Source organism: Desulforadius tongensis (assembly GCF_016907915.1).
Taxonomy (GTDB): domain Bacteria; phylum Bacillota; class Desulfotomaculia; order Desulfotomaculales; family Desulfohalotomaculaceae; genus Desulforadius; species Desulforadius tongensis.
The window spans coordinates 52,894-78,536 of record NZ_JAFBCW010000010.1 but is presented as its reverse complement, the minus strand read 5'-3'; the positions used below and the strand labels follow the sequence as shown (position 1 = coordinate 78,536).

The following is a 25,643-nucleotide window of genomic DNA, read 5'->3' as shown; positions in this document are numbered from 1 at the left end:
ACCCCTTATATTACTCCACGATAGTAATGTCCTTTGGTGAATCCCACTGAATATTGTTCCAGTTCTTCCTTCGCTGCAGCGGCGGTTTCCTTCCACTCCTTCAGCGGGTACATTCCCAGCACCCGGCGGTAAGCTCTCACCACCGCTGCCACCCGGCCGGGCTCCATTATTCCGGCTTCCACGCGCAGGGTGGATATGCCCGCTGCCGCCAGCGGGCCCACATCTTCAATCAAACACAACTCCCTGGAGTTAAAGACATGCATGTGGCAAAACCGGTCCACTTCAATGGGAAATATCACACCCCTGCGGTCCTTCAGGCCGCAGGTATGTTTGCTGCACGGTCCGGAGCACTTGTTTTCAGCAGTTAAACCGCCCATCAGGCTGCCCAGGGCACAGTACTCGGTTACCATCAACGGCAGTGCCCCGTGGACGATGGTTTCCAGCGGCAGGGGGGAGCGGAGAGCAAAGTCTTTAATTTGAGCCATGGTCAATTCCGGGGACAGGGTGACCCGGGCCGCTCCCAGTTCGGCCAACCTGGCAGCAGAAGATTTGTTGTACACGTTAAGGGCAAAATCAGCCACCAGCCCTTTATACTGCCGGGAGCTTAAATTCTTTAACAATCCCAGGTTGCCCACCAGCACGCCCTGTACATAGGGCAAAGCCTGTTCCATAAAGCGGCTGAAGCGCTGCAGCTCATCATCCTGCATAATGCGGGGGGTGGATAAAATGAACTCTACCCCACGGCCGGCGCACAAACCGGCCGCTTTTTTTATGTCTTCCAAAGTAACCGGTTTTTTAGAACGATAACTTTCTCCACCGAAATAGACCACATCAGCCCCGGCATCCACCGCCGCCTGCAAAGCGGCCAGTTCCGTCACGTTAACCGCCAGTTTGGTTTTTCCCCGGCACTGCGGGTGCCGGGCGGCGGTATCCAGCTGCTTTCTCAAACGCTTTTCAAACTCTCTGTCATCAAGGACCGGGCGGTCATTGACCCGGCTGCGCTTTTGCTCCAGTTTTTCCACCACCCGGCGGCGCAGCTCGTTTATTACCCGCAGGGGAAACATTACCTCCCCCGTAATGTCACAGTTCAGTTCTCCCAGTGCAAAGGGAGTATTGCCCAAGCGATCCAACTGTGATTTTAAAATTTCCCCTGTGAGGGGTCTTTTTTCCGCCTGCTGGCCAACTTCCGGCGAGCGGGCTTCCACCACAATACCCTGGGGGTCCTCCGCTTTCATATACAGCGGCTGCCCCACCTTAACCCGCACTGTAAATTTTAACGGTATCTTGCGAATTTCTTTGCTGGATGTATAGCTGATTTTGGCCCTTTGTATTAATTGGGCGTCATGGGTTTTAAAAATGCGATCACCGGGACCCACCTGGCCGGGAATTGGTATCCAAACAATGCTTCCCGCCGGCGCGCTTTTTACCTGCTTGTTTTTATGTATAATGCGGGAAACTTCTACCCCTTTTCTGCCGCCCCGGGTGACCCATACCTCTATGCCGTCTCCCACCTGCAGCGGCTCCTGCAGGGATATTTCCACCAGGTCACTGCCCTTTTTGAATCCTTTTACCCGTCCCAGCAGCACTCCCCGGTTGTTGGGCCGCTTGTAGCTCATCAATTCTTTCCCGGGCGAGCCCAAAAAGTAGCCGGTGGTAAAGTCCCGGTTAAATATTTGCTCCAGGTCCCGGGCCTGCCGGGGGGTAACATTTACCCTTCCCTCTGCCAGCGTTTGGTCTATTAATTCCCGGTAGACACGGGTAACGGTGGCCACATATTCCGGTCTTTTCATCCGCCCTTCTATTTTAAAGGAGTTAACCCCAGCTTCAATCAACTGGGGTATGTATTCACTGAGGTTTAGATCCCGGGGGCTCAGCAGGTATTCCCCGGCCCCGGCCGGGTCCACCAGCGGCCTGCCCCGCCGGTCCACCAGCCGGTACTGCAGGCGGCAGGGTTGGGCGCAGCGGCCCCGGTTGCCGCTGCGCCCGCCAATCAGGCTGGACATCAGGCACTGCCCGGAATAGCACACGCACAGCGCCCCGTGGACAAAGACCTCCAGATCTGCCCCGGTTTTCTTCTTAATGCTGGAAATGCCCTGCCCGGACACTTCCCTGGACAGCACAACACGCTTGAAGCCCCACTGCTGCAAAAGCTCTACCCCGGGTGTGTTGTGCACCGTCATTTGGGTGCTGGCATGCAGCGGCAGTTCCGGCAGCATCTTTTTTGCCAGCCGGGCTAAACCCAGATCCTGCAGTATAACCGCGTCTACCCCGATATTGTACAGGTACTGCAGGAATTTCAGCGCTGCTGTTAATTCTTCATCTGCTATGATAATGTTTACCGTGACATATACCTTAACCCCCCGGACATGGCAGTACCGCACCGCTTGGGCCAGCTGTTCATTGTCAAAGTTGGCCGCCGACTGCCTGGCGTTAAAGGCCTGGCCGCCCAGGTAAACGGCATCGGCACCGTTTTGAACAGCGGCCACCAGCGCTTCCCATGAACCGGCTGGGGCCAGGAGCTCGGGTTTGTGCATGTTAAATCCCCCGTTTTCTCTTACCTTTTGTATCTCAATAATCCGGCAGTTGCTATCACTTCTATACCCTGCTCTTCAAATTTATCCAGGATCAGGTTCATTCCCAGGGAATCGCTGGCCATGTGGCCGGCGATAATTACATTAATATGGTTCTTTTCTGCCTCTTTGCGGTGCTTTTCACCGATATGCATTACCACCAGCGTACCCACACCGGCCTGCTGCAGTTTATTGTATGCATCCTCTGAACCGCTGGTGCCGCCGGTCATATCCACCAATACCTTTCCGGCCCGGCGTTCTTTAGAACCAACCACAATGGTGGGGCCGGCGTTATATTTAACTGCCTCGGCATATTCCGGTTCTTCTTTCAGCAGTTTTATAATATCGTCCAGTGTTTCCGGCTTTTGATCGTCAATTTTCTTTTGCAGGTAATCAACCACGCAGTTGTCCGCTGCGGTGTGCATGCACATAAAGGAGTAGCCCAGCAGTTTTGCCGCATCCACCGCCCGGTTGTGGTTTAACGGCATTAAGCCCCGGCGCACTTCACCGATGCGGGAGGCCATAATTCCTTCCGCCACATTGATGGGCACACCATACCGGGCTAAAATGTCCTCCTGCAGGTGCATTACTTCGTACAGGGCAGACATGGCTTTACCCTCCGGGTGGTGAGCTATAATTAGGTCAATACTTTGGCCTTTCTCTGTCAAACGGTCGGCCAGCAGCACTTCGCCCACTTCCATGTCTATGCCCACCAGCACCCGCTTAATATCTTTTTCCATATCCCCGCACAGCACCCTGGTATCGCTGTAGGGGTTGAACAGTTTATCGGTATCGAATTCTTTCTTTTCATCTTCTTTTAGTTCGTCGTAGCGCTTTTTGTTTTTCCCCAGTATTTTTTTAACTTCCTCCTCTCCCCGGGGATCGTTTTTTATACCCATTTCAATGGCCAGGTTGTATAAATCTTTTAGTTTCATCAATAACAGCCTCCTTATTTCTTAGATATATACGGGTTGTCTTTAATGTAAAAACGCAGCGGCAGTTCCGCCCCTTCTCTGATGCCTATGCGGGTGGTGGTAACTATCTCCGGCACTCTATCCCAACCGGGATACAGGCGCACCGGGCCGGCTGTCAAATCGGCACCGTTATGTTCCCCGGACATTCCCAAGGCCTGTACCAGCTTGGCCGGGCCGGAGCATAAATCCTTTAATCTTTCCCTGCCCCGCCTCTTCTGCATCAGCGGAATACCTATTTCCGGCTGCAGCGCCCTGATCAGCACCGCATCCCCCACGCCTTCGGCATTGGTAACGGCGTTAAAGCAGTAGTGTATGCCATAGGTAAAGTACACATAGGCATGGCCGGGAGGGCCGAACATTACCCTGTTGCGCGGGGTCATCCCCCGGCTGGCATGGCAGGCCGGGTCACCATGCTGGGTATAGGCTTCGGTTTCCACTATTATCCCGCCGGCAGCCCCCTCCGGGCTGTGGTGTACCAGCAGGCAGCCCAGCAGTTCCCGGGCCACCTGAACTGTGTCCCGGTTATAAAATTCTCTGGCCAGGGGCTGCAGTTTTAAAAAGTCTGACTTGCTACCCATCATTTTAATTTCTTCATCAAATCCTCCACATCCATAGTATTTACCACATCATCCGGAGTAAGCCAGGCTCTCCTGGCCACCGCCACACCGTATTCCATTTCATTTAACCGTTTAAGATCGTGGGCGTCGGTGTTAATAGCCACCTTCACGCCCAGCTCTTTGGCCAGCCTGGCGTTTTCTTCACTTAAATCCAGCCTGTCGGGGGAAGAATTAATCTCCATTACGGTATCATATTTTGCCGCCGCCTCCAGCACTCTTTCCATATCCAGCTCATACCCGCCCCGGCGCCCCAAAAGCCTGCCGCTGACATGGCCGATTATATCCACGTGTTCATTCTCAATGGCCGCTATGATGCGGTTGGTCATGGTTTCTTTATCCTGCTTAAAGCCGGTGTGCACCGAGGCCACCACCACATCCAGCTGGGCCAGCAGGTCATCGGGATGATCCAACCGGCCGTCGGCCAGTATGTCACACTCCACCCCGGTTAACACGGTGAAATCCCGCTGCTGTTCATTTAATTTCTCTATTTCTTTAACCTGCTTCAGCAGCCGCTCCGCACTGAGGCCGTTGGCTATTTTTAATGATCCCGAGTGATCAGTTACCGCCATATAGCTGTAACCCTTCTTTTTCGCTCCCGCAGCCATTTCCTCCAGCGACGCGGCGGCATCACTCCAGGTGGTGTGGGTGTGCAGATCCCCCTTTATATCTTCCAATTCCACCAGCCGGGGCAGACTTCCTGTTTCTGCCGCTTCTATTTCACCGTTATCCTCCCGCAGTTCCGGCGGGATATATTCCAACCCCAGGTGAGTGTAAATATCGGCCTCGCTGTGCACGTCAAGCCGCCGGCCGCCGGGAGTTATTAAAGCACGGTGATCCAATTTAAAACCCTTACTTTCAGCCAACCTGGTGAGATGCTGGTAATGCTTTCTGCTGCCGGTGCTGCGGTGCCAGGCAGTGATAAACTGCTCCGGCGGCACCACCGTTAAGTCCACCTCCACCCCCCACCAGGTTAACACCTGAATCCGGTTTTCCTCCCGCCGCAGCACTTCCGTTACCCTGGGATGGCTGGCCAGGGCAGACAGTACTTCCCCCGCATCTTCCGCGGCCGCTATAATATCCAAATCAGACACCGTTTCTTTCCAGCGCCTGGTACTGCCCCCCAGTTCCACTTTTTTTACTGCCGGCAGGGTTGATAAATACTCCACCAGTTCACTGCCCAAATCCCTGGCCAGCCCCAAAACGATTTCCTTCCGGCCGGTCTTTAAACCCTGGATGCTGCGCAGGATTTCAAATTCGGTTTTGGCACTCATACCGGGGAGTTTTCGAACCCGCCTCTCTCTGGCTGCTTTTTCCAGCTCCTCCAGCGAAGTAATCCCCAACTCTTGAAACAGGGTGCGGGCCTTTTTAGGACCGATACCGGGCAGCAAACGCACCTCCAGCAGCCCCCTGGGAACCTGCTCTAACAGCTGCTGATAAGCTCTACAGGTACCTGTTTCCAGTATTTCCTCCGTTTTGGCACTGATTGCTTTGCCAATACCGGGAATCTTGTTCAGCAAACCCTGCCGCACCAGCTCTTCCACCGGTTTTTCCAGCCGGGATATGGCTTTGGCTGCATTGCGGTAAGCTCTAATTTTAAAAAAGTCAGCCCCTTTAATCTCCAAAAGGTCTGCCATTTCGTAAAACACCCACGCTACCTGCACATTCTTCACATCAAATCTCTCCTCACCGCATATTCAACTGCTATGGCAGGAAATACACCCTTTATTATCAAATTGTACCCCGAAGGATACCGATCTAGCCAAAAGAAACACTCATGAAGTACGCCCCCGGCCGGCTTCATGAGTGTTATTATACCTTGAACTATTCATCCTTGTCGCAATCCAGCACTTCCTTATCCATCATCTTCACCAAATCATCGTAGTCTTCCTGCAGCTTGCTCAACTCATCGGCAATGTTGATGGCCGCCAAAACCGCCGCTTTGGCAGCGGACAGTCTGGGATTGCGGCTGGACACCTGCTTGATCTTGCGGTTTACATACTGGGCCACCATCTGCATATACTCGGGAGATTCCTTACCTTTCAGGATGTAGTACTCCCCGCATATTTCCACTTCAACCCGGGTTTCCTCACTGGCCATTAAAGCCCCTCCCCACGGATTTTCAGTATTAGTTCGGTATAATACAGTAAATTCCTGCCTAAAACTGATGAAATTTAGGTTATTTCCTCAGTTCCGCCGCAAATTCTTTGTTTAAGGCCCGGAATATTTTTTCAGTTTGCTTGGCCACTTCTTCGTCCGTCAGCGTACGGTCCGGCGCCTGGAACAGCAGTGAGAAGGCCTGGCTCTTATATCCTTCCTGTACCTGGGCACCCCGGTAAACGTCAAAAACACTGACACTCTTTAAAATTTTGCCCGCGGCCTTATTTATAACGTCAATCATGTCCCGGGTTTGTACTTCTTGTTTCACCACCACCGCCAGGTCACGCTCCACCGCTGGAAACTTGGGCAGCGGCTGGTACCGGGGCTTTTGCAGTTCCGTTTCTATTAAATCCAACAGATCTATTTTACAGGCCACCGCTCTGTGGGGAAGTCCGTAGTTTTCCAGCACATTGGGGTGCAGCTCCCCTAACACACCGATGGTTTTACCCTTTACTTCAATGGCAGCGGTACGACCGGGATGGAAACTGGGATCTGTATGACGCACAAACCGAGCCTCCACCAGCCCAATGCCGGCAAACAGTTTTTCTACCACGCCCTTAGCAAAGAAGAAATCCATGGGCTCCGCTTCACTGTTCCAGGATTTTTCTGTGTAACCGGAGAATACCATGGCCAGCACCAGCCGCTCCTCCGGTAAATTCTGCCCTTCCCGGGGATAAAATACCCGTCCGATCTCAAAAATAGCACCGTTTTGAATTTGGCGGTTGTGGTTTCGCTTCAGCACTTCCAGCAGGTTGGGCACCAAAACGGTACGCATTACAGACTGCTCTTCACTCAAGGGATTCTGCAGCACCAGCACATTTCTAAACTTACTGTCCTGGGGCAGGTTCATCAAATCAGCCACTTTAGGGCTGACAAAGCCATAGGTAATCACTTCGGTCAGGCCGCAGCCCACCAAAATGTTTCTAATATCATAAACCAACTGCTGATTTTCGCTGCGTTTGCCCTGGGTAGCGGGACCATAAATAAGGGTATCCGGAACCTGATTGTAACCATATACCCGGGCTACTTCTTCTATCAAGTCAACTTCAATACTGACATCGGGCCGGAAGGTGGGAACCGTCACCAGCAGGTTTTCTCCCTCCCGCTGTACTTTAAACTGCAGCGCAGTGAGAATATCCACTATCTTTTGTTCTTCCACCGGTATGCCCAGCACATGCTCCACCCGGGCCGGGCGCAGTTTTACCGTCTTTTCCACCACCGGCTCAGGATAGCTGTCAATAACCCCCCTGGCCACCGTACCGCCGGCCAGCTGCTGCATCAAATATGCTGCCCTGTCTGCCGCCCGCACACAGCCGCCAATATCAATTCCCTTTTCAAACCGGGCAGAAGATTCCGAGCGCAGCCCCAGCGCCTTGGATGTGCGGCGCACACTAACGGGATCAAAATAGGCAGATTCTATCAGTACATTAACTGTCTCAGCGGTCACTTCACTGTCCAAACCACCCATCACACCGGCCACCGCCACCGGCCCCCCGGCATCGCAAATGGCCAGCATGTTTTCATTTAACGGGCGCTCCTGTTGGTCCAAAGTCTTAATGGATTCATTTTCCTTAGCCCGGCGTACAATAATGCGATGGCCGGCCAGCTTGTCATAATCAAAGGCATGCAGCGGCTGTCCCAACTCCAGCATCACATAGTTGGTAACATCCACAATGTTATTGATGGGACGAATGCCGGCAGCCCGCAATCGCTGCTGCATCCAGGAGGGAGACGGGCCAATTTGAACCCCCTTTATCACCCTGCCCACATAACGGCGGCAGAGGTCAGCAGCCTGAATGTCAATTGCCGCCAATTCCTCAACCCGTTCTTCCCCTTCTTCCAGGGGTGCTGCCGGCATTTTCATTTCCACACCCAGCAGGGCAGCCACTTCTCTGGCCACACCAATCATAGACAGGCAGTCCCCGCGGTTGGGGGTTAAATCCAATTCCAATATGTAATCATCAAGACCTAAATATTCAACAATATCCAAGTTTAACGGGGTATCCTGCGGCAGAATCATAATTCCGTTCTGCTGTTCCGGGGGCAGCAGGCCGTTATCTATTCCCAATTCCTGACCGGAACAGAGCATCCCCTGGGATACCTCCCCCCGCAGCTTAGCCTTTTTAATTACCAGGCCGCTGGGCAGTTTGGCACCCACCTTAGCCACCGGAATCTTATGCCCTTCCCGCACGTTGGTGGCCCCGGTAACAATTTGCAGACGATCTTCTTCACCGGTGGTTACCTGGCAAATCACCAGCTTATCGGCATTGGGGTGGGGATCAATCTTCAATATTTGGCCGGTAACAACGTTAGTTATCCCTTCCCCCAGGTAATGTACGTTCTCCACCGCCACCCCGGCCATGGTCAGGCGATCGGCCAGCTCCTGCGGTGAAATGTTAACATCCACATATTCCTGCAGCCATTTATATGAAACCCTCATTTACTTATTACCTCCTGAAACGGTATTTATTAAAACTGGGCCAAAAAGCGCAGGTCATTGTCATAAAACAGCCTCAGGTCATCAATACCGTATTTGAGCATGGCAATCCGCTCAACTCCCATACCAAAGGCAAAACCTGTCACTTCTTCCGGGTTATAGCCGGACATTTCCAGCACCCTGGGGTGCACCATGCCGCAGCCCAGAATTTCCAGCCAACCGGTGTAACTGCACACCCGGCAGCCCGCGCCTTTACACATTACACAGGAAATGTCCACCTCGGCACTGGGTTCGGTAAAGGGGAAATAACTGGGGCGAAACCTGGTTTTGGTATCAGCACCAAACATCTGCCGGGCAAATACCGCCAGCACCCCCTTCAAGTCACTGAAAGTAATGCGCTTGTCCACTGCCAGACCTTCCACCTGGGTAAACATGGGAGAATGGGTGGCATCATCATCCCGGCGGTACACCTTACCGGGGCAGATGATTTTTACCGGCAGGTTGGGCACCGTTTTTTCCATGGTGCGTACCTGCACCGGAGAAGTATGGGTGCGCAGCAGCACTTCGGGATTGATAAAAAAAGTGTCCTGCATATCCCGGGCCGGGTGATCCTTAGGAAGGTTCAGCGCTTCAAAATTGTAATAATCCAGCTCCACTTCCGGCCCTTCAGCAATGTTAAAGCCCATACCTAAAAAAATAGACTCTATTTCCTCCTGCACCTTGGTTAACGGGTGCTTTTTGCCTATTAAAAACGGTTTACCGGGTAGGGTAACGTCAATGGTTTCCCGGGCCATCCGTTCTTCCCTTTCCGCTTCCTTCAGCTCATGGGTACGACCAGCAATGAGCACCTCCAGCTGAGAGCGTATCTCATTGGCCAGCGCTCCCACCCTGGGACGTTCTTCGGCTGATAAAGAGCCCATCCCCCGTAAAATTGAGGTTAGGTGCCCTTTTTTACCTAAATACTTTACCCGCAGGTTGCTCAGTTCGTTTAATGTAGCAGCCTTTTCCACCGCCTCTTTAGCCTCGGTGGCAAGGTTTCTCAATTTTTCTTCCATGCCCCTACCTCCTACAAAAATTCAACAATCATTTCCACACTAAACCATTTTACAATATTATTGCCTATTAGAAAAGTTTACACTGTTTATCCCGGCAGAAAGTTTCACCTACCAATACAAAAAAATCCGCCCCCAACCAGGGACGGGATTTATAGTCCGCAGTTAACCCGCTGCCGGTACACCAGCATAACCACCGGCAACCTATGTATCCGGATGCTTTCCGTATACAGTAATCAGCAAATTAATTATATGCTCAGCAAAAGTACCTTAATGCACAACCAACTTCTTGTATAACATGTAGGCTCTAACGGATCCGGTTGTTTCAAACATCCTCCACAGGAAGTCAGCAGTTAAAAACATTTGCACACAACCCTTTCCTCTTTTTTGTGAATCTTCCGTAAACAATTATACCATAGAGCCACACGCAAACACAAGGAAGTTTGCCGATAATTTGTGCCAAAATTAACAACCTTTACCTCAGGGCCAATCTTAAATTATTCAGATTTTCCCTCATAATACTCAAGTAATTTTTGCCGGCTGACATCTCTTCCTCCGTCAACGCTCCCAGGGGATTAAGGCAGAGGGTATCAACACCCGCCTCCCGGGCAATTACTTCGGAAACCTTCGGGGACACCAGCGACTCGTAAAACACATGTTTAATGCCCAGTTTCCTTGTTATATCAACAATTTCTTTCATCGTTTTCGGGCCCGGTTCCGCCTCCGCAAACATGCCGCGAACAGCCACCTGCTCCAAACCGTATCGCTTGGCCAGGTACCCGAAGGATGCATGTGACACAATAAACTTCCTTACCCTTACGTCCCGCAGGGCCTGCCGGTATTCCTGATCCAGCTTATCAAGTTCCGCCAAATAACTTTGGGCATTCTTTTGATAATAATCCCTGCTGCCGGGGTCTGCTTCCACCAGAGCAGCAAGTATATTCCTAACCTGCTGTTTGGCATTTAACGGGTCCAGCCAGATATGGGGATCATAGGAATGATGGTGGTCACCGGCAATTAATTCTATACCTTTACTGCTGTCCACCGTTCTTAAGTTGGGATAGGCATCAATTATTTTATCCAGCCAGGCTTCCATCCCCGCCCCGTTGTAAATAAGCAGGTCGGCTTTAGCTAAATCTTTCATTACCGCCGGAGTGGGTTCCCAGTGGTGCGGTTCCTGCCCGGCGGGAATCAAGTTCACCACCTCAACTTTATCACCCCCAACGGCCCGGGTAAAGTCATAAAGGGGATAAATTGTGGTGTAAACCTTTATTTTATCTTCCCCCCGGGATCCCGTTTCACCAACACTTTTAGATGTGCAGCCGGCAAGGGCCAGCATTAAAATAACCACGGCCCAAAGGACAATCCAGTGCGTTTTTTTATCCGGCATTATCGCACCTCCTTGTAAATAGTAATTATTCCTATTTAACTATATAACATAAAAATAAAATTATGACAAGTTTTTAATACCGGGCAAACTATAAAAGGGCTTGATAAACACAAGCCCTTTTACAATAATTACCGTATCATCTGCCTTACTTACCTTCTTCCCGCTGCCTGACAGTTTCATATAACATTATGGCACAGGCCACCGCTGCATTTAATGATTCCGCTCTGCCGGGCATGGGTATGGTTGTTATCGTATCCGCCAGGGAAATTGTTCCCGGAGATGGCCCCCTGGCTTCACTGCCCACCACCAGTACAATGCCGGCGGTTAAATCAACTTTATCTATCGCTGCCCCGCCCTGGGGCTGCCCCACCACCAGCTTTAATCCTTTACTCCGCAGCCAATTAACGGTATCCACGGCATTCTCCGCCGCCAGCACCGGCAGGTGAAACAGCGAACCCATGGTGGAGCGCAGGGTTTTGGGATTGTACAGGTCCACCGTACCTTTAAGTAAAATAACCCCGGTTGCCGCCGCTGCATCGGCAGTGCGGATGATGGTACCCAGGTTGCCCGGGTCCTGCACTCCATCAACCAGCACCACCAGGGCCGGTTGGGTTTGGGGCACAACATCCTCCAGCCGGTACCGGGGCATATTTACCAGCGCCAGCACCCCCTGGGGGTTTTCGGTATCCGCCAGCTCAGCGAGCAGTTTATCAGCCACCTGCCAGGCGGCTATTTTTTCTCTTTCTGCCCGCGCTATAAGAGCACCGCCCCTGGCATTAGCATGTAATTTGGGAGAATAAAACAGCGCCTCCACCGGCCAACCGGAGTCCAGCAGTTCTTCTACAAACCGGATTCCCTCAATAATAAATTTATTTTCCTTTTGGCGGAACTGCCTGCGGGACAATTTGCGCAGGTACTTTACCCTAGGGTTGTTTTTTTGCAATTCCATAGCTAATTATACACCTGTTTATAATTCTTTATCTCCAATTTCTTCTAATTTTTCGTAACGGCCAATGGCCACCAATACATCATTGGGTTTAATTTCCGTTTTAGCACCGGGAGAAATAATAATATCGTTATCCCGCCGGATGGCCAAAATGGTCACACCCAATTCCTTGCGGAAGGCCAACTCCTGCAGGGTTTTTCCCACATAACTCTGGGGTGCCATTAACTCCGCAATGCTGTAGTCAGGCGAAAGATTAATCTGCTCCATAATGTTTTTGGATACCAGCGCCCTGGCCACCCTTTCACCCATGTCCCTTTCCGGGAATACCACCCTATCCGCACCTATACGCTGCAGCACCTTGCCGTGCAGCTCTGTGCGCGCTTTGCTCACCACTTTTTTCACGCCCATATCTTTCAGCATCACGGTAACTAAAATATTAGTCTGCATATCCTGCCCAATGGCCACCACAACCACATCAAAGTTCCTAATCCCCAGTTCCCGCAGCGTATGCTCATCCTTGGCATCAGCCTGCACCGCGTGGGTAACATTTTCTATGATATCTTCTACTTTTTTGGCGTCGGAATCCACAGCCAAAACTTCATGACCCAAGCGGTACAAAGTAGTAGCCACGCTGCTGCCAAAACGTCCTAAACCAATAACAGCAAAGGTTTTCAAAGCCGCTCCCCCCTAGCGAAAAAGCATGGGTTACTGCCCCATGCTTTAGTGTAAACAATTATTAGGAAAAATACTGCACTTAAAAACTATTAATTTAATTGACCCTTGGCCACTTCAACCAGCTTATTGAAAGCCTCGGCATCGTTAACTGCCAGGTCAGCCAGCATTTTGCGGTTTACTTCCACCCCGGCCTTCTTCAGGCCATTCATTAATTTGCTGTAATTAATGCCGTTCATGCGCGCTGCCGCGTTAATACGGGCAATCCAAAGCTTACGGAACTCACGCTTGCGCGCCTTACGGTCGCGGTAAGCATATGCTAATGACTTTAATACCTGCTGGTTGGCAACGCGGAACAATTTACTCTTGGCACCGCGGTAACCCTTAGCCAGTTTAAGTATTTTTTTATGTCTTCTACGGGAAACTACACTGCTTTTAGCCCGTGGCATAACTAACTCCTCCTATCCTCATTGTAATTTAATTACGGAATTAATTTGGCAATCCTTGGTGCATCTGCTTCATGTACAAGAGCACTCTTACGCAGGTTGCGCTTACGCTTGGCAGATTTTTTACCTAAAATATGACTCTTATAAGCATGATAACGTTTTATTTTACCTTTGCCAGTGCGTTTAAACCGCTTGGCAGCACCACGGTGGGTTTTAATCTTCGGCATAACAAATACACTCCTCCCTAGTTCTGTTTATCCATTTTAGGTGCTAAAATCATTACCATGTTGCGACCCTCAACCTTGGGGGGTCTTTCTATAGTACAGAGCTCTGAAAGCTCATTGGCCATGCGTTTTAATAACTCTTGTCCCTTGGGAGCATACACTATTTCCCGGCCTCTAAACATAATTGTCGCTTTTACCTTGTCGCCACCTTTAAGAAACCGCCGGGCATTTTTCATTTTCACTTGATAATCATGTTCCTCAATGTTCGGGCGCAGCTTCACTTCTTTAACATTGATAATGTGCTGCCTTTTTCTGGCTTCTTTTTCTTTCTTGCTCTGCTCGTACTTGTACTTACCGTAATCCATCAGCCGGCATACGGGCGGCTTGGCCTGAGGAGCCACTTCAACCAGGTCCAGTTGACGATCCTCGGCTATGCGCAGGGCTTCTTTGGTGGGTACTATGCCCAGCTGATTCCCCTCATTGTCCACCAATCTTACTTCCTTAGCCCTGATCGCTTCATTAGTGCGCAGTTCTTTAATACCAAAGTCACCTCCTAAATTTTTAAACAGAAAAAAATTAAAATGGGCGGCACAAAGCCACCCATTATATCATCCAAAACAGTTCAACTGTTTTAACTGCCCTTAGTCAAACCTTACTAACTGCCCCCAGGCGTTGTAAGGTGAGAAGCGGATGGCTTCTGCTTAATAATTAATTATTAACATTTAACAAATGAATTATAACACACAGCACCAGGGGCGTCAACATTTTAGGCCTTAGAAATAATCTCGGCCATTATTTTTTCCTCAAACTGATCAACGGGCATGGCGCCAATATCTCCCTTTCCGCGCTGGCGTACCGCCACACTGTTCTGCTCTATTTCCTTATCTCCCACCACCAGCATATACGGAATTTTTTGATTTTGCGCCTCCCGGATTTTATAATTCATTTTTTCATTTCTGGCATCTACTTCCACCCTGATATTCTTGTTTTCCAGGCGCTCTGCCAGCTGCCGGGCATATTCAATATGCCGGTCGGTGATGGGGATCACCCGTACCTGCACCGGTGCCAGCCAGGTGGGAAAGGCCCCGGCATAATGTTCCGTCAAAATGGCGATAAATCTTTCTATACTGCCGAATACCACCCGGTGAATCATTACCGGCCGGTGCTTTTGACCATCTTCTCCCACATAGGTGAGATCAAACTTTTCGGGCATTAGGAAATCCAGTTGAATGGTGCCGCACTGCCAGGTTCTGCCAATACTGTCCTCCAGGTGAAAGTCAATTTTGGGACCGTAAAAGGCACCGTCACCTTCATTTATTTTATACTCTATTCCCCTTTCCTCCAATGCTTCTTTCAGGGCATTGGTTGCCAGTTCCCAAATTTCATCGGAACCCATGGCTTTTTCAGGCTTGGTAGAAAGCTCCACATGATAGGGTAAATTAAATACTCCATAAAAATAGTCAAACAAATCAATTACACCCATAATTTCCTGTTTTACCTGGGACGGCAGCATAAAAATATGCGCATCATCCTGGGTAAAACAGCGCACCCTCATCAACCCGTGCAGCGCGCCGGAAAGCTCGTGCCTGTGCACCAATCCCAGTTCACCCATCCGAATGGGCAGTTCCCGGTAACTGTGTATTTTAGTCTTGTATACCAGCATACTGCCCGGGCAGTTCATCGGTTTAATAGCGTAATCGGCATCATCAATGCGGGTAAAGTACATGTTCTCCTGGTAATGCTCCCAGTGACCGGATTGTTCCCACAGCGCCCGGTTCAGAATAATGGGAGTACGTACTTCTTGATAGCCGTGCTTTTTATGCTCCACCCGCCAGAAGTTTTCCAATTCGTTTCTAATAATCATTCCCTTGGGGTGGAAGAACGGGAAGCCGGGGCCTTCCTCCTGAATGCTGAACAGGTCCAATTCCTTCCCCAGTTTGCGGTGGTCACGGCGTTTTGCCTCTTCCAGCCGCTGCAGGTATTCATCCAGCATGGATTTCTTGGGAAATGAAGTTCCGTATATACGCTGCAGCATTTTATTCTTTTCATCGCCCCGCCAGTAGGCACCGGCCAGCCCGGTGAGTTTTACCGATTTCAGCCTGCCGGTAGAAGGAACATGAGGCCCGGCACAAAGGTCCACCCAATCACCCTGACTGTAGCAGGAAATTACGGCATCTTCCGGCAAATCTTTAATCAGTTCTACTTTGTATTTTTCACCCTGTTCTTTAAATTTTTTTATCGCCTCTTCCCTGGACAGTTCAAACCTGGTAAAGGGTAAATCTTCTTTAATAATCTTGTTCATTTCGGCCTCAATTTTTTCCAAATCCTCCGGCGTAAATTTGTGCTCCGAATCAAAGTCGTAGTAAAAACCGTCTTTAATGGCCGGGCCAATGGCCAGCTTGGTGCCGGGGAAAAGTCTTTGTACCGCCTGGGCCAGTACGTGGGCAGTACTGTGGCGGTATACCTCCCGGCCCTCTTCATCGTTAAAAGTAAGGATTTCCAAGTTTACGTCTTCATTGATGGGGCAGCTTAAATCCACCAGTTTACCATTTACTTTACCGGCCAGTGCCGCCCGGGCCAAACCGGCACTGATATCTTTAGCCACCCCGGCTACAGTGGTTCCCCGCTGGTAGGAACGCTGGGAACCGTCTTTAAGAGTTACAGTAATCATTCATGGATCTCCTTTCTAAGTTGCCACCAGCAACGTAAATTTTAAAAATAAAAACCATCCCTGAAAAATCAGGGACGGTTTTGCTGCCGCGGTTCCACCCTGTTTGACAGAAAAGAAAAAACATCCTTCTGCCCAACTTTAACGGCAGGTAACGGCTGCCCCCGGCTCAATCTACTCACCATGCCAGGCTTTCAATCAGCAACTCAAAGGTGGTTTTCAACTGCACCGGCACCGAAGATGCTTTCAGCCAGGGCATCTTCTCTCTGGGAGGATGATGCAGTTTACTCGTCCTTTTCATAGTTTTTAAATAGATTTTTATTTTTCCAATATATTATATTGAACCACTGTTCCCCTGTCAACTTGCATCGCCGGCTTAAACTTTATTTTGTACGCGAGCGGCACCAATGGCAGCCTTTGCATACCTCAACCCGGCCCACAAAAACATCTTTAATGGTTTTTAAAGTATTTTTAGGGGTATATTTTTCATCACCGTGAAATACTATTTTCCGTGGAGAAATAGAAATTAATGCACTGACCAGTAAATCTTCGTAATTAATTTCTTTATTTATTGTGAAAATAAAATCCTCCAGATAATCATTGTTAATTCTTTCTTTATTTTCATTATAAAGTTTATAAGCACCATCGGGTTTTACCAGTACATGGGCCAAATCTACCTTCGGTTCCTGTATCTCTACAAAGTACCTCAGTATTTGAATAAATTCCTCATATTCCCTTTCCATTAAAAATTCATCCACAGCAGAATCTATTACTTCTCTTAAAAAAGATATATAATCTTTTAACCTGAATTGAATGAATCCTTCTATCACCAGTTCATTGTTCTGGGATAAATAATCTTTCAGCTGTTGATATACTTGATTGCGGCGTTTATACAGCAGATGGCTGTTGAAACCGGCATTAATATCCTTTTCATTTACCCGCTGCCGGGCATACTGAAATATTTTATTTTTTTCATCTTCATTAAAGTAATAATAATTTTCACGAATAATATCATAAATAATATAATTTTCCCATTTGTTTAAAATAACATCAGAAACCACATTGGCCACATAGTTCTTAAAAATTTGATAACCCTGGTTCCCGGCGTTTTGACTGCAGTTTCCCACATCACAGGATAAAAAAGTGTATTTACCCATGGGCAGCTCTTTTATTTCCAATTTCAAACCTTTATTTTCCAAGCTGCGAAAATTGCGGTTCAAATGAGATTTAATCAAATCTATATGTTTTAAAGCGCCTATAGAAATGCTTGGGCTCAATACCGCTCACCCCTTTCTGTTCTCTACAGTATATGTTTTAAAATTTTTAAATTTGCAGTCCTTTTTTAAAGTATAAGCTGAAAAAGTTTCCGCTATCCCTTGTAAATAATAAGGTAAAAGCCATATTGTTTATATATATCCATAAATCATTTGCATTAATTTTGTTTATCTAAGATTAGATATATACGCATATGCTTTGTAATCGCCATAAAACAGTTTATACAGTTTATTTTAGCCTCATATTTGTTTTTGGTGTTTTTGACAAAAATTAACTACTGGTTTTATACTTATTGTGGGCGTATTTTATTTCTTTGTTCTTTTTTTATATTATCCCAATGCACATTTGTAGTTGTGGGAAGTACTAACACATTGTAGGGGGGAGTCCTTTGAGCGTTTTAGAAGCCAAAATGTTAGAACCGGGTTTTAAAGATGAAGTTATATCCAAAATGTGCACCGATAAGAATCCCGCAGATTTCAGCAACTGTTTAACTTGCGGAATGTGTACAGCCGGTTGTCCATTCAGTGATGTACATGACCATGCTGACCCGCGCAAATTTTTAAGACAAGTTGCATTGGGTATGAGAGAACAAGTGCTGAACTCTACCTTCATTTGGGCCTGTACCATGTGCGGGCGCTGTACCATGGAGTGTCCCATGGGTGTAGATGTGGCAACAGCGGTACGCACCATTAGAGGCAACTTTGGGCTTAAAGCCCCGGGATTTTTACAGGATGTTGTTGATGCCCAAATCAACACCGGCAACCAAATGGAGGTAACCAAGGAAGAATACCTGGACACGTTGGAATGGATGGAAGAGGAGCTGCAGGCAGAAGTCGGCGATCCCAATGCCAAAATACCTATAGATAAAGAAGGTGCCGATTTCCTGTTCCTTTGGGACCCCAGGGAAATTAAATACTATCCCCAGGACGTACAGAGCATTGCCAAAATTATGTGGTATGTAGGGGCCAATTGGACATGCAGCAGCAAATGGTGGGACGCAACTCACTACGGGTTGTTTAACGGTAACGATGAGGAATCCAGGATACTAATTGAAAGAATTGCTGAAGAAGTAAAACGATTGAAAGTAAAAGAAGTTGTAGTAACGGAGTGCGGCCACGCTACCAGGGCACAAAAATGGGGACCCAAGGTATGGACAAAGGATCCCTTCTACCCTGTTTACAGCATACTGGAAAAAATGGTGCAGTGGATTAAAGAAGGCAAGTTAAAAATTGACCCGACAGTACATACAGAGCCGATTACATTACATGATCCCTGTAACTCTGTGCGCAAGGAAGGTCTGGTTGAAGAGCCCAGGTTTATACTGAAGCATACTGTAACAAACTTCATCGAGATGAACCCCCACGGCAAGTACAACTACTGCTGCGGCGGCGGTGGTGGGCTGCTGGCCATGGGCAAAGATATTTATCCCTACCGGATGGCCAAGGGTAAGCTGAAAGCAGAGCAAATTAAAGCCACCGGGGCAAAATTGGTGGCCTGCCCGTGCCACAACTGTTTTGACCAGTTAACTGATATAATTAAGTACTACGAGCTGGATGCTAAAGTAATTCATATCCACCATTTGGTAAGTGAAGCGTTAATTTTAGATCAAAGACCAGCGGAATAAGCTGTAGGGTGAATTCGCAGCATCCTACATTGTTTTCCTCTATACAAAGAGGCCGGAAGGTTAAGGGGTCAACCTTCCGGCCTCTTTTTCAGGGTAAAGCACTGCCGCCAGTTTGGCAGCGCCCTCTGTCAAGCGAAAGGTGGGGCTGGATACCAGCTTTTCGTCTATGGTAAAAATCCGACCTTCCCTTACCGCTTTGATATTTTTAAATCCCGGTCTCTGTTTAACACTCTCCGGGGTAGCGTGGTTCATAACTCCCCGCTGGACAATATACACATCAATTTCATCGGCTTTATCCAGCAGTCTTTCCGCCCCGTAAGGAGCTATGCTGCTGCCCTTCCTAATGGGCCGGGCATCTTCCGCCACATTGATCCCCCCGGCCAACTGCAGAATTACCGCCGGTATGCTGTCCGGCGTGATGGTGCGATATTCCCTGGCCGTTGATTCAAAGAACACTTTCTTCTTTGGGGCAATATCCCTGGTTAAATTTTCTATTTCATTTAACTTTTGATGAAATTGTTCTAATTTAACTGCCGCTTCCTTTTCTCTACCGGTTAATACAGCCAGTCTTTTTATGTAGTCATCAAATTGGTAAAATTTTTCCGGGTAAAGACAAACCACTTTTACCCCGGCATTTTCCAAAGCCTGTACAAAATCCGGGCTGCTCCTTTTAATAAAGGGTCTGATTAAAACTAAATCCGGCTGCTGGGCCAGCACTTTTTCCGGGTCAGAGCGGTAATCAAATTGAGGCTTGTTTAACGCCTCCGGGGGATATGACTCCCTGGTGCTCACCCCGATTATCTCTTCATCCAGCCCCAGGGCAAAGAGGTTTTCTGTATGGGCGGAGTACAAGGAAATAATCCTTTTGGCCGGTTCTTTCAGTATTATTGTCCTGCCCAGGTCATCCACTATTTTGATAGCACCGTTTTCTTTTTCCGTACTTACCGTACCGGTTTTACCGCAGCCCACCAGTATAACTAACATTAAAAACACGTTTACCAGCAGTAAAAAAATCCTCTTCTTCACCATAAATTCCTCCTCTTTTTTACAGCTCCGGAAGTACTGCCAACCCGCTGTTTCCCGCTTTGGCCACCTTTATCTTAAAAGTACCGTGAATCAACTCCGGTTTCATCACCGTTTCAGTACGGCCCTGTCTTACCACCTCGCCATTCTGCAGCATCACCACTTCCGAGCAAAAGGAACTAACTAAATTCAAATCATGCATAATACATACCACCGTTAAACCATCCTCATCAACTAACTGTTTTAAAACATTTAAACATTTAACACTGTAATAAATATCCATATGGGAAAAAGCTTCGTCTAAAAACAGCACCTCCGGCTGTTGAGCCAAAGCCTTGGCCAGGATAACCCTCTGTTTCTCCCCACCGCTTAATTCGGTAATTAAGCAGTCAGCAAACCGAATGGTATCCGTCATTTCCATACAGCGGCGCACAATACCCATATCCCGGCGGGAAAGCGCCCTTAACCTGCTTTTGTAAGGTGTTCTCCCCATCATTACAATTTCCAAACAGGTATAAGGAAAGCGGATATCCATCTGCTGGGGAACCACGGAAATCTGCCTGGCCAGCTCTTTAATTTTATATTCGGTTATGCTTTTATTTTTAATGTATACCCGCCCGGTAAAATCACTGCGCAGCCCGGTTATGATGTTCATCAGGGTGGTTTTACCCGCTCCATTGGGACCAATAACACCATAAAAACTCCCTTTCTGCACCGAAAGACTAATATTTTTTAATATTTTCCTGTTTCCGTACTGAAAACCGACATTTTTTAATAAAATCATGTTTACCAGCACCTACTGAATGATTTTATTTCTCTTCCTAAAAATATAAAAGAAAAAGGGACCGCCCAGCAGGGTGGTCAGCACACCCACCGGTATTTCTACATTCATAAATGACCTGGCAAAGGTATCTGCCAACAGCAGAAGAACCGCCCCGGTTAAAGCACACAGGGGGATCAACAACCTGTTGTCCGAACCCACCAGTGACCGCAGCAGGTGCGGCACCACCAAGCCCACAAAACCAATAATGCCGCTGGTGGAAACACAAACCGCGGTAATCAGCGCACCGCAAAACAGAAAAATAATTCTCAGTTTACTGCCGTCTATCCCCAGGTTGCGGGCCTCCCGGTCACCCAGGGAAAGAATGTTTAAATCTTCAGCATAATAGCAGCAGAAAAAGGTACAAATAATTACCACCGGAAAGCCGAAAATAACGTGCTGCCAGCTTCTGGCAGCCAAACTGCCGATTAACCAGGAAACAATGGCCGACACCTGTTCCCCGGACATGCTTTTCAGCAGGCTGATGGCGGCGGACAAAATACAGCTGACAATAATACCCGAAATAACCAAATTGGCAGAAGAAACATATCCCCCCATGCGGGAAATGGAAATAACCACCGCCAAAGTAAGCAGTGCCCCGGCAAAGGCAAACAGCACCACCGGCAGATTAGTGAGAAAAAAAACATTTAGAAATATGGCCGCGCTGGCCCCAAAGGCGGCACCGGTGGACACTCCCATGGTATAGGAATCCGCCAGGGGATTCATTAAAATAGCTTGAAAAACCGCCCCGGAAACGGCCAGGCCGCAGCCCACAAAGGCGGCACAAAGTATCCTGGGTATCCTGATATCCCAGATAATTGCTGCTTTGGCGGCATCGAGATGGCTGTACAGGTCACTGCTGCCGGTAAGCCTGCCGGCAATAACAGAAAAAACATCTGCAGTGCTAATATTTGCCCAGCCAAGATTTACGGAAATCAGTGCCGCCAGCAGCAGAATCCCAGCCATGATAAAGCCGCTTATTCTGGCTTTAAAATGTTTATTTTTAACTAAAACAATTAATGAATTACCGGTCATAGTTTTCCCTTACCTATTGTTTTTTCTGGCAGATTTTAAAAACCCTGACCTGTAAAGGGTCAGGGTATGATCAAGTGAACAATTTAAGCATGACAAAACCAGGCATGTCACTGGTCAACATGCCTGATAATTTCTGTCCACCTAAGCATCAACCTCTCCCGGAAGGCCATGCTAAAACTTGCCCAGGCAGGTCTCCTGACTTACGGTTCACAGCATACTCCCGCCTTCCCGGGTTTTTACCCAGTGGCCGTTGGGGAGCCGCTTCCCGAATACAGTGGCCGGACCGTCCGGGATTCTCACCCGCGTTCCCTTTTCACCTCATATAAAAGGCACCTGGACTGGTTTATAATTGTAATTCATAACTAGTTATATCAGTAATTAACCATTTTGTCCATAGTTTGTTAAACATCAGCAAAATGTTATTTTGTTACCGGTTGCCGCTCATCCGTAAACGCTCACTTGCCTGCTTCTCATTTTCTGGTGGTGCCGCACACGGCATCAGGGGCTGCCCTGAAACACAGGTGTTTTTTTACCGTCCAGCAGCGCCAGCACTGCTGCGGCAGCTTTTTCCTGCTGTACATACCAGTAGCTGATACCGGAATAATTCATAAACCGGCCGGGTAAGGTTTGACTAATAATTTCAGCGCTGCTGAAGTTCCGCGCTGCATAAGCCAAGGTAAGCATGTCTTTAAGGCTTAAATCGGTATTCACCGCTTTTCTGATACTGCTCACCAGTTCAGGCAGTTTGGTTACCGTACCGGGCTGCAGTGTTTTAACAACCAGGGCTTTAAAAAATTTTTGCTGATGCTCAACACGGTCAATATCGCCCCTGGGATAGCTGCGAAAGCGTACATACTGCAGCGCTTTTTCCCCATCTAAATGCTGCTGGCCTTTTTTCAGGTTGATGTGAGTACCATCGGCTTGATCGTAATAATTCATATTTTGCTCCACATACATATCTACACCGCCAACGGCATCCACCACCTCTTTAAAACCTGCAAAGTTTACCACTACATAGTGATCAATTGACACCCCGAGCAGTTGGGACACTGTTTTTCTAGCCAGCTCCGGTCCACCGTATACATGGGCATTGTTTATCTTATCATAGCCCGCTCCGGGAATTTGCACCCTGGTATCCCGGGGTATAGACATCACGGCTATGCGGCTGGTTTTTTTGTTTACACTCACAAACAGCATTGTGTCGGTACGGGTTTTTATTTCACCGGGCCGGGCATCCATACCCAGTACCAAAAAGGTAACCTGCTCCTTTGGCAGCTCCACAACCTGCGGTTCAAGATCCTTTTTATATTCTTCAGTCTTTTTTTCCGGCGGCCCGGCATTTTGAACCGGCTGCGGGAACAGCATTTCACCGGCCACCGCATACCCGGCAGCAAATAGTACCACCATCACCAAGACAACAATAACCGGTAATTTATGTTTTAACCCAGTATTCCTGTATTGGACCATAACCGTCCCCCCTTTTCATTTAACATCAACAGGTCAATTCTATCGCAGGTTAGTTAGCGAGTGCAACCGGAAGTTATAAGCAACTTTTATAACTTTTGTAACCTTTCATTTTTTAATTGTCTAAGTATTTACCATTAGACAGAAAAAAACCGGGGTAAAACCCCGGCAGGCCAATATATTAACAGGCGCGATTTAACTTAAAGAGGATGGAACATTTATTTAAATAAAAAGGGCCGGCAAATGCCCCTAAGAAAGGCAGCACTAACCAGCCCCAGCATACCGCTTAAGCCGTAAAATACTCTCCTTTCCAAAGGGGGAGGCTAACCCGTTTCCCGGTTAACCCTATCGGCCATAAACCCATGGCATTTCAGCTTTAGGTTTTATGGCTCGGAGATTTTATATCAAGTTATAAAAGGCCTATTCTACAAATATTTAAATATTCCTTTTTTCTCTGTCCGATTAAAGGTAATTATTTTTCTTTACCGTTTTCTCTCACCTTAAACTGCTGCTTATTTATATATAACGGTCAGCTGATCAGCTATTGTATTTAAGTTTTCTACATCCGATACCATTTTGTTTAGGGCCTGGGACAGCTGCTCGCTGCTTGCGGCAAAACGGCGGGAATACTCCACTGTTTCCTCGTTGGCCTGCTGAATTTCTTTAATCACAGTGCCGATCTGCTTGGCTGATTGAGAGCTGTTTTCTGCCAATTTTCTCACTTCATTAGCCACCACATTAAAACCCTTACCCCGTTCACCGGCCCTGGCCGCCTCAATAGCAGCATTTAACCCTAATAATTTTGTCATATCGGCAATTTCTTGAATTAAACCCAGTATTTCCTCGGTATTAGCCACTTTTTTCTCCGATTCCTTTGCCGTTTGAACCATTAAGCTGCTGGTGCCGGCTTGTTCCTCAGAAGCAGCGGTAATTTCTTGTATTAAACCCGTTAGGGAGTCCAATTCCTTTTTTAATTCCTGCACTACGCTTCTGGCCACAGCTATACTTTCATCCCGCTGCAAACGCAGCTCAATAACCTGGGCCGCGAAAGAAGCCACCGGTTTAACTGCTTCCGGATCACCGGTTATGCCGATAACGCCAATCCTTTCATTTTTATACTTAATAACCGTATTAAACCCCGCTCTTACGTTGGCTAATTTTTCTTCTTCTTCCTTGGTTACCCCGTAATAATTCATTTCGCCGTCTAAAATGCGTTTAGCAATACTGTGAACGGAACCTTCTCTTCCCGGTACAGTGCTGGCAATTACAACCCCGCCATGGCCAAAAATAGTTACATCCTCACTTAACTGTTCTCCAATCATCCTTACCATTTGACGGGCAAAATTCTGGTCTATTTCTAATGCCATTTTTACTCCCCCCACTTAAAAATGCATCTATATATTTACAAAATATTTACAAAAATCATACAGCGTTATAACTGTCGCCGGGATTTAAAATTACCACCCGCGCCGGGGAAATATCTTCCACTTTCTTCTTGAACAGCTGGGGATCCTGTTTAATCAGGGGCCAGGTGTTGTAATGCATGGGAATTACCGTTTTCGGTTTAATCATGTTTACCGCTTCCACCGCGTCATCAACACCCATGGTAAAGTTATCTCCAATGGGCAGCATCGCCACATCAACGGATGTACGCCGGCCTATCAACTCCATGTCGCCGAATAACCCGGTATCACCGGCATGATATACTTTAATACCCCCCAGCTCAATTATGAAGCCGCAGGGATTGCCCAGGTATTCCGCCGGACCTTCTTCTCCACCGGCAGAACTGCCGTGCAGCGCCTGGGTTAATTTAACCTTCAGCTTACCAAAGTCATAACTGCCGCCAATGTGCATGGGATGAGCCTGAGCCCCGTGGCGGGTACAATAGTTGGCCACTTCAAAAACACCTACCACCGTGCCATTGGACTGCCTGGCAATCTGCACCGCATCGCCCAGGTGATCGCTGTGACCGTGGGTAACCAGTATATAGTGGGCCTGAATATCTTCAACTTTAGCTTTGGCCGCCGGATTACCGGTAATAAAGGGGTCTATGGCCACCTTTACCTCCTGGTGTTCTAAAAGAAACCCGGCATGACCCAAGAAAGTTATTTTCATGTTCTTCATCCCCTTTGCTGCTTTTGTTCACAATATATCATTTGACATTATTATTCTAAACCCTTTAAACATACTCTAAACTTTTTTAATTTTTATAAATAAAGTGTAATTTTAAATCAGTTATGTGGAACATT

The 25,643-nt window shown here is 48.1% G+C and carries 23 protein-coding genes, 2 riboswitches and 2 other annotated features; of the genes, 1 reads left to right on the top strand and 22 read right to left on the bottom strand.

What is annotated here, in order from left to right:
* Positions 1 to 5 precede the first annotated feature (5 nt).
* The 16 genes from JOC37_RS05745 to ytxC all read right to left on the bottom strand — a co-directional run bounded on the left by JOC37_RS05745 (position 6) and on the right by ytxC (position 17,430).
* Complete coding sequence (locus JOC37_RS05745; RefSeq protein ID WP_204617012.1) at positions 6 to 2,534, bottom strand: U32 family peptidase; 2,529 nt, start codon at positions 2,532 to 2,534, stop codon at positions 6 to 8.
* Between the two features lie 20 nt (positions 2,535 to 2,554).
* The gene (locus JOC37_RS05740) at positions 2,555 to 3,505 is read right to left on the bottom strand and encodes a Nif3-like dinuclear metal center hexameric protein (RefSeq protein ID WP_204617011.1); all 951 of its coding nucleotides are present in this window, start codon (positions 3,503 to 3,505) and stop codon (positions 2,555 to 2,557) included.
* Positions 3,506 to 3,519: 14 nt separating this feature from the next.
* Positions 3,520 to 4,122: a DNA-3-methyladenine glycosylase gene (locus JOC37_RS05735; RefSeq protein WP_204617038.1), complete on the bottom strand. Its 603-nt coding sequence runs from the start codon at positions 4,120 to 4,122 to the stop codon at positions 3,520 to 3,522.
* Positions 4,122 to 5,831: a DNA polymerase/3'-5' exonuclease PolX gene (gene polX / locus JOC37_RS05730; RefSeq protein WP_204617009.1), complete on the bottom strand. Its 1,710-nt coding sequence runs from the start codon at positions 5,829 to 5,831 to the stop codon at positions 4,122 to 4,124. Before polX ends, JOC37_RS05735 begins: the two co-directional genes overlap by 1 nt.
* 151 nt (positions 5,832 to 5,982) lie before the next feature.
* Positions 5,983 to 6,258: a cell division protein ZapA gene (locus JOC37_RS05725; RefSeq protein ID WP_204617007.1), complete on the bottom strand. Its 276-nt coding sequence runs from the start codon at positions 6,256 to 6,258 to the stop codon at positions 5,983 to 5,985.
* A gap of 79 nt (positions 6,259 to 6,337) precedes the next feature.
* A complete protein-coding gene (pheT, locus tag JOC37_RS05720) occupies positions 6,338 to 8,758 on the bottom strand; it encodes a phenylalanine--tRNA ligase subunit beta (RefSeq protein WP_204617006.1) in 2,421 nt (806 codons plus the stop codon).
* 29 nt (positions 8,759 to 8,787) lie between these two features.
* Complete coding sequence (gene pheS, locus JOC37_RS05715) at positions 8,788 to 9,810, bottom strand: phenylalanine--tRNA ligase subunit alpha (RefSeq protein ID WP_204617004.1); 1,023 nt, start codon at positions 9,808 to 9,810, stop codon at positions 8,788 to 8,790.
* Positions 9,811 to 10,077: 267 nt separating this feature from the next.
* Positions 10,078 to 10,170, bottom strand: coding sequence for a YqzL family protein (locus JOC37_RS05710; RefSeq protein ID WP_204617002.1), 93 nt, complete (start codon positions 10,168 to 10,170; stop codon positions 10,078 to 10,080).
* A 112-nt stretch (positions 10,171 to 10,282) separates the two neighbouring features.
* Entirely contained in the window at positions 10,283 to 11,197 is a 915-nt protein-coding gene (locus JOC37_RS05705) for a metal ABC transporter substrate-binding protein (RefSeq protein ID WP_204617000.1), read from the bottom strand.
* 145 nt (positions 11,198 to 11,342) lie between these two features.
* Positions 11,343 to 12,146 (bottom strand): TrmH family RNA methyltransferase, encoded by an 804-nt coding sequence (locus tag JOC37_RS05700; protein WP_204616998.1) that lies wholly within the window; start codon positions 12,144 to 12,146, stop codon positions 11,343 to 11,345.
* 18 nt (positions 12,147 to 12,164) lie between these two features.
* Positions 12,165 to 12,818: a potassium channel family protein gene (locus JOC37_RS05695; protein ID WP_204616997.1), complete on the bottom strand. Its 654-nt coding sequence runs from the start codon at positions 12,816 to 12,818 to the stop codon at positions 12,165 to 12,167.
* An 89-nt stretch (positions 12,819 to 12,907) separates the two neighbouring features.
* The gene (gene rplT, locus JOC37_RS05690; RefSeq protein ID WP_204616995.1) at positions 12,908 to 13,264 is read right to left on the bottom strand and encodes a 50S ribosomal protein L20; all 357 of its coding nucleotides are present in this window, start codon (positions 13,262 to 13,264) and stop codon (positions 12,908 to 12,910) included.
* A 32-nt stretch (positions 13,265 to 13,296) separates the two neighbouring features.
* Positions 13,297 to 13,488: a 50S ribosomal protein L35 gene (gene rpmI / locus JOC37_RS05685; protein WP_204616994.1), complete on the bottom strand. Its 192-nt coding sequence runs from the start codon at positions 13,486 to 13,488 to the stop codon at positions 13,297 to 13,299.
* A 17-nt stretch (positions 13,489 to 13,505) separates the two neighbouring features.
* Positions 13,506 to 13,973 carry a translation initiation factor IF-3 gene (gene infC, locus JOC37_RS05680; protein WP_420797280.1) on the bottom strand — a complete coding sequence of 156 codons (468 nt, stop codon included), beginning with the start codon at positions 13,971 to 13,973 and terminating at the stop codon, positions 13,506 to 13,508.
* Between the two features lie 79 nt (positions 13,974 to 14,052).
* Positions 14,053 to 14,194: a sequence feature (ribosomal protein L20 leader region), on the bottom strand.
* Between the two features lie 57 nt (positions 14,195 to 14,251).
* Complete coding sequence (gene thrS / locus JOC37_RS05675; protein ID WP_204616993.1) at positions 14,252 to 16,156, bottom strand: threonine--tRNA ligase; 1,905 nt, start codon at positions 16,154 to 16,156, stop codon at positions 14,252 to 14,254.
* A gap of 67 nt (positions 16,157 to 16,223) precedes the next feature.
* Positions 16,224 to 16,463: a binding site (T-box leader), on the bottom strand.
* Positions 16,464 to 16,536: 73 nt separating this feature from the next.
* Positions 16,537 to 17,430 (bottom strand): putative sporulation protein YtxC, encoded by an 894-nt coding sequence (ytxC, locus tag JOC37_RS05670; RefSeq protein ID WP_204616991.1) that lies wholly within the window; start codon positions 17,428 to 17,430, stop codon positions 16,537 to 16,539.
* 386 nt (positions 17,431 to 17,816) lie between these two features.
* On the opposite strand from ytxC, the gene JOC37_RS05665 reads away from it, so the two are divergent.
* Entirely contained in the window at positions 17,817 to 19,052 is a 1,236-nt protein-coding gene (locus JOC37_RS05665) for a (Fe-S)-binding protein (protein WP_238480776.1), read from the top strand.
* A gap of 60 nt (positions 19,053 to 19,112) precedes the next feature.
* Here JOC37_RS05665 and JOC37_RS05660 read toward each other — a convergent pair whose 3' ends face one another.
* From JOC37_RS05660 to JOC37_RS05635, 6 genes are all read right to left on the bottom strand, one after another.
* Complete coding sequence (locus tag JOC37_RS05660) at positions 19,113 to 20,078, bottom strand: ABC transporter substrate-binding protein (protein WP_204616989.1); 966 nt, start codon at positions 20,076 to 20,078, stop codon at positions 19,113 to 19,115.
* 19 nt (positions 20,079 to 20,097) lie between these two features.
* Complete coding sequence (locus JOC37_RS05655; RefSeq protein WP_204616987.1) at positions 20,098 to 20,859, bottom strand: ABC transporter ATP-binding protein; 762 nt, start codon at positions 20,857 to 20,859, stop codon at positions 20,098 to 20,100.
* Between the two features lie 12 nt (positions 20,860 to 20,871).
* On the bottom strand, positions 20,872 to 21,930 hold the full coding sequence (locus tag JOC37_RS05650) for a FecCD family ABC transporter permease (RefSeq protein WP_204616985.1): 1,059 nt from the start codon (positions 21,928 to 21,930) through the stop codon (positions 20,872 to 20,874).
* A 168-nt stretch (positions 21,931 to 22,098) separates the two neighbouring features.
* Positions 22,099 to 22,282: riboswitch (cobalamin riboswitch) on the bottom strand.
* A 146-nt stretch (positions 22,283 to 22,428) separates the two neighbouring features.
* Positions 22,429 to 23,397, bottom strand: a complete 969-nt coding sequence (locus JOC37_RS05645; RefSeq protein WP_204616983.1) for an LCP family protein — start codon at positions 23,395 to 23,397, stop codon at positions 22,429 to 22,431.
* A 284-nt stretch (positions 23,398 to 23,681) separates the two neighbouring features.
* Positions 23,682 to 23,802: riboswitch (molybdenum cofactor riboswitch) on the bottom strand.
* 104 nt (positions 23,803 to 23,906) lie between these two features.
* Complete coding sequence (locus JOC37_RS13445) at positions 23,907 to 24,761, bottom strand: methyl-accepting chemotaxis protein (RefSeq protein WP_204616981.1); 855 nt, start codon at positions 24,759 to 24,761, stop codon at positions 23,907 to 23,909.
* Between the two features lie 55 nt (positions 24,762 to 24,816).
* Positions 24,817 to 25,509, bottom strand: coding sequence for a metal-dependent hydrolase (locus JOC37_RS05635; protein WP_204616980.1), 693 nt, complete (start codon positions 25,507 to 25,509; stop codon positions 24,817 to 24,819).
* Between the last annotated feature and the right edge of the window lie 134 nt (positions 25,510 to 25,643).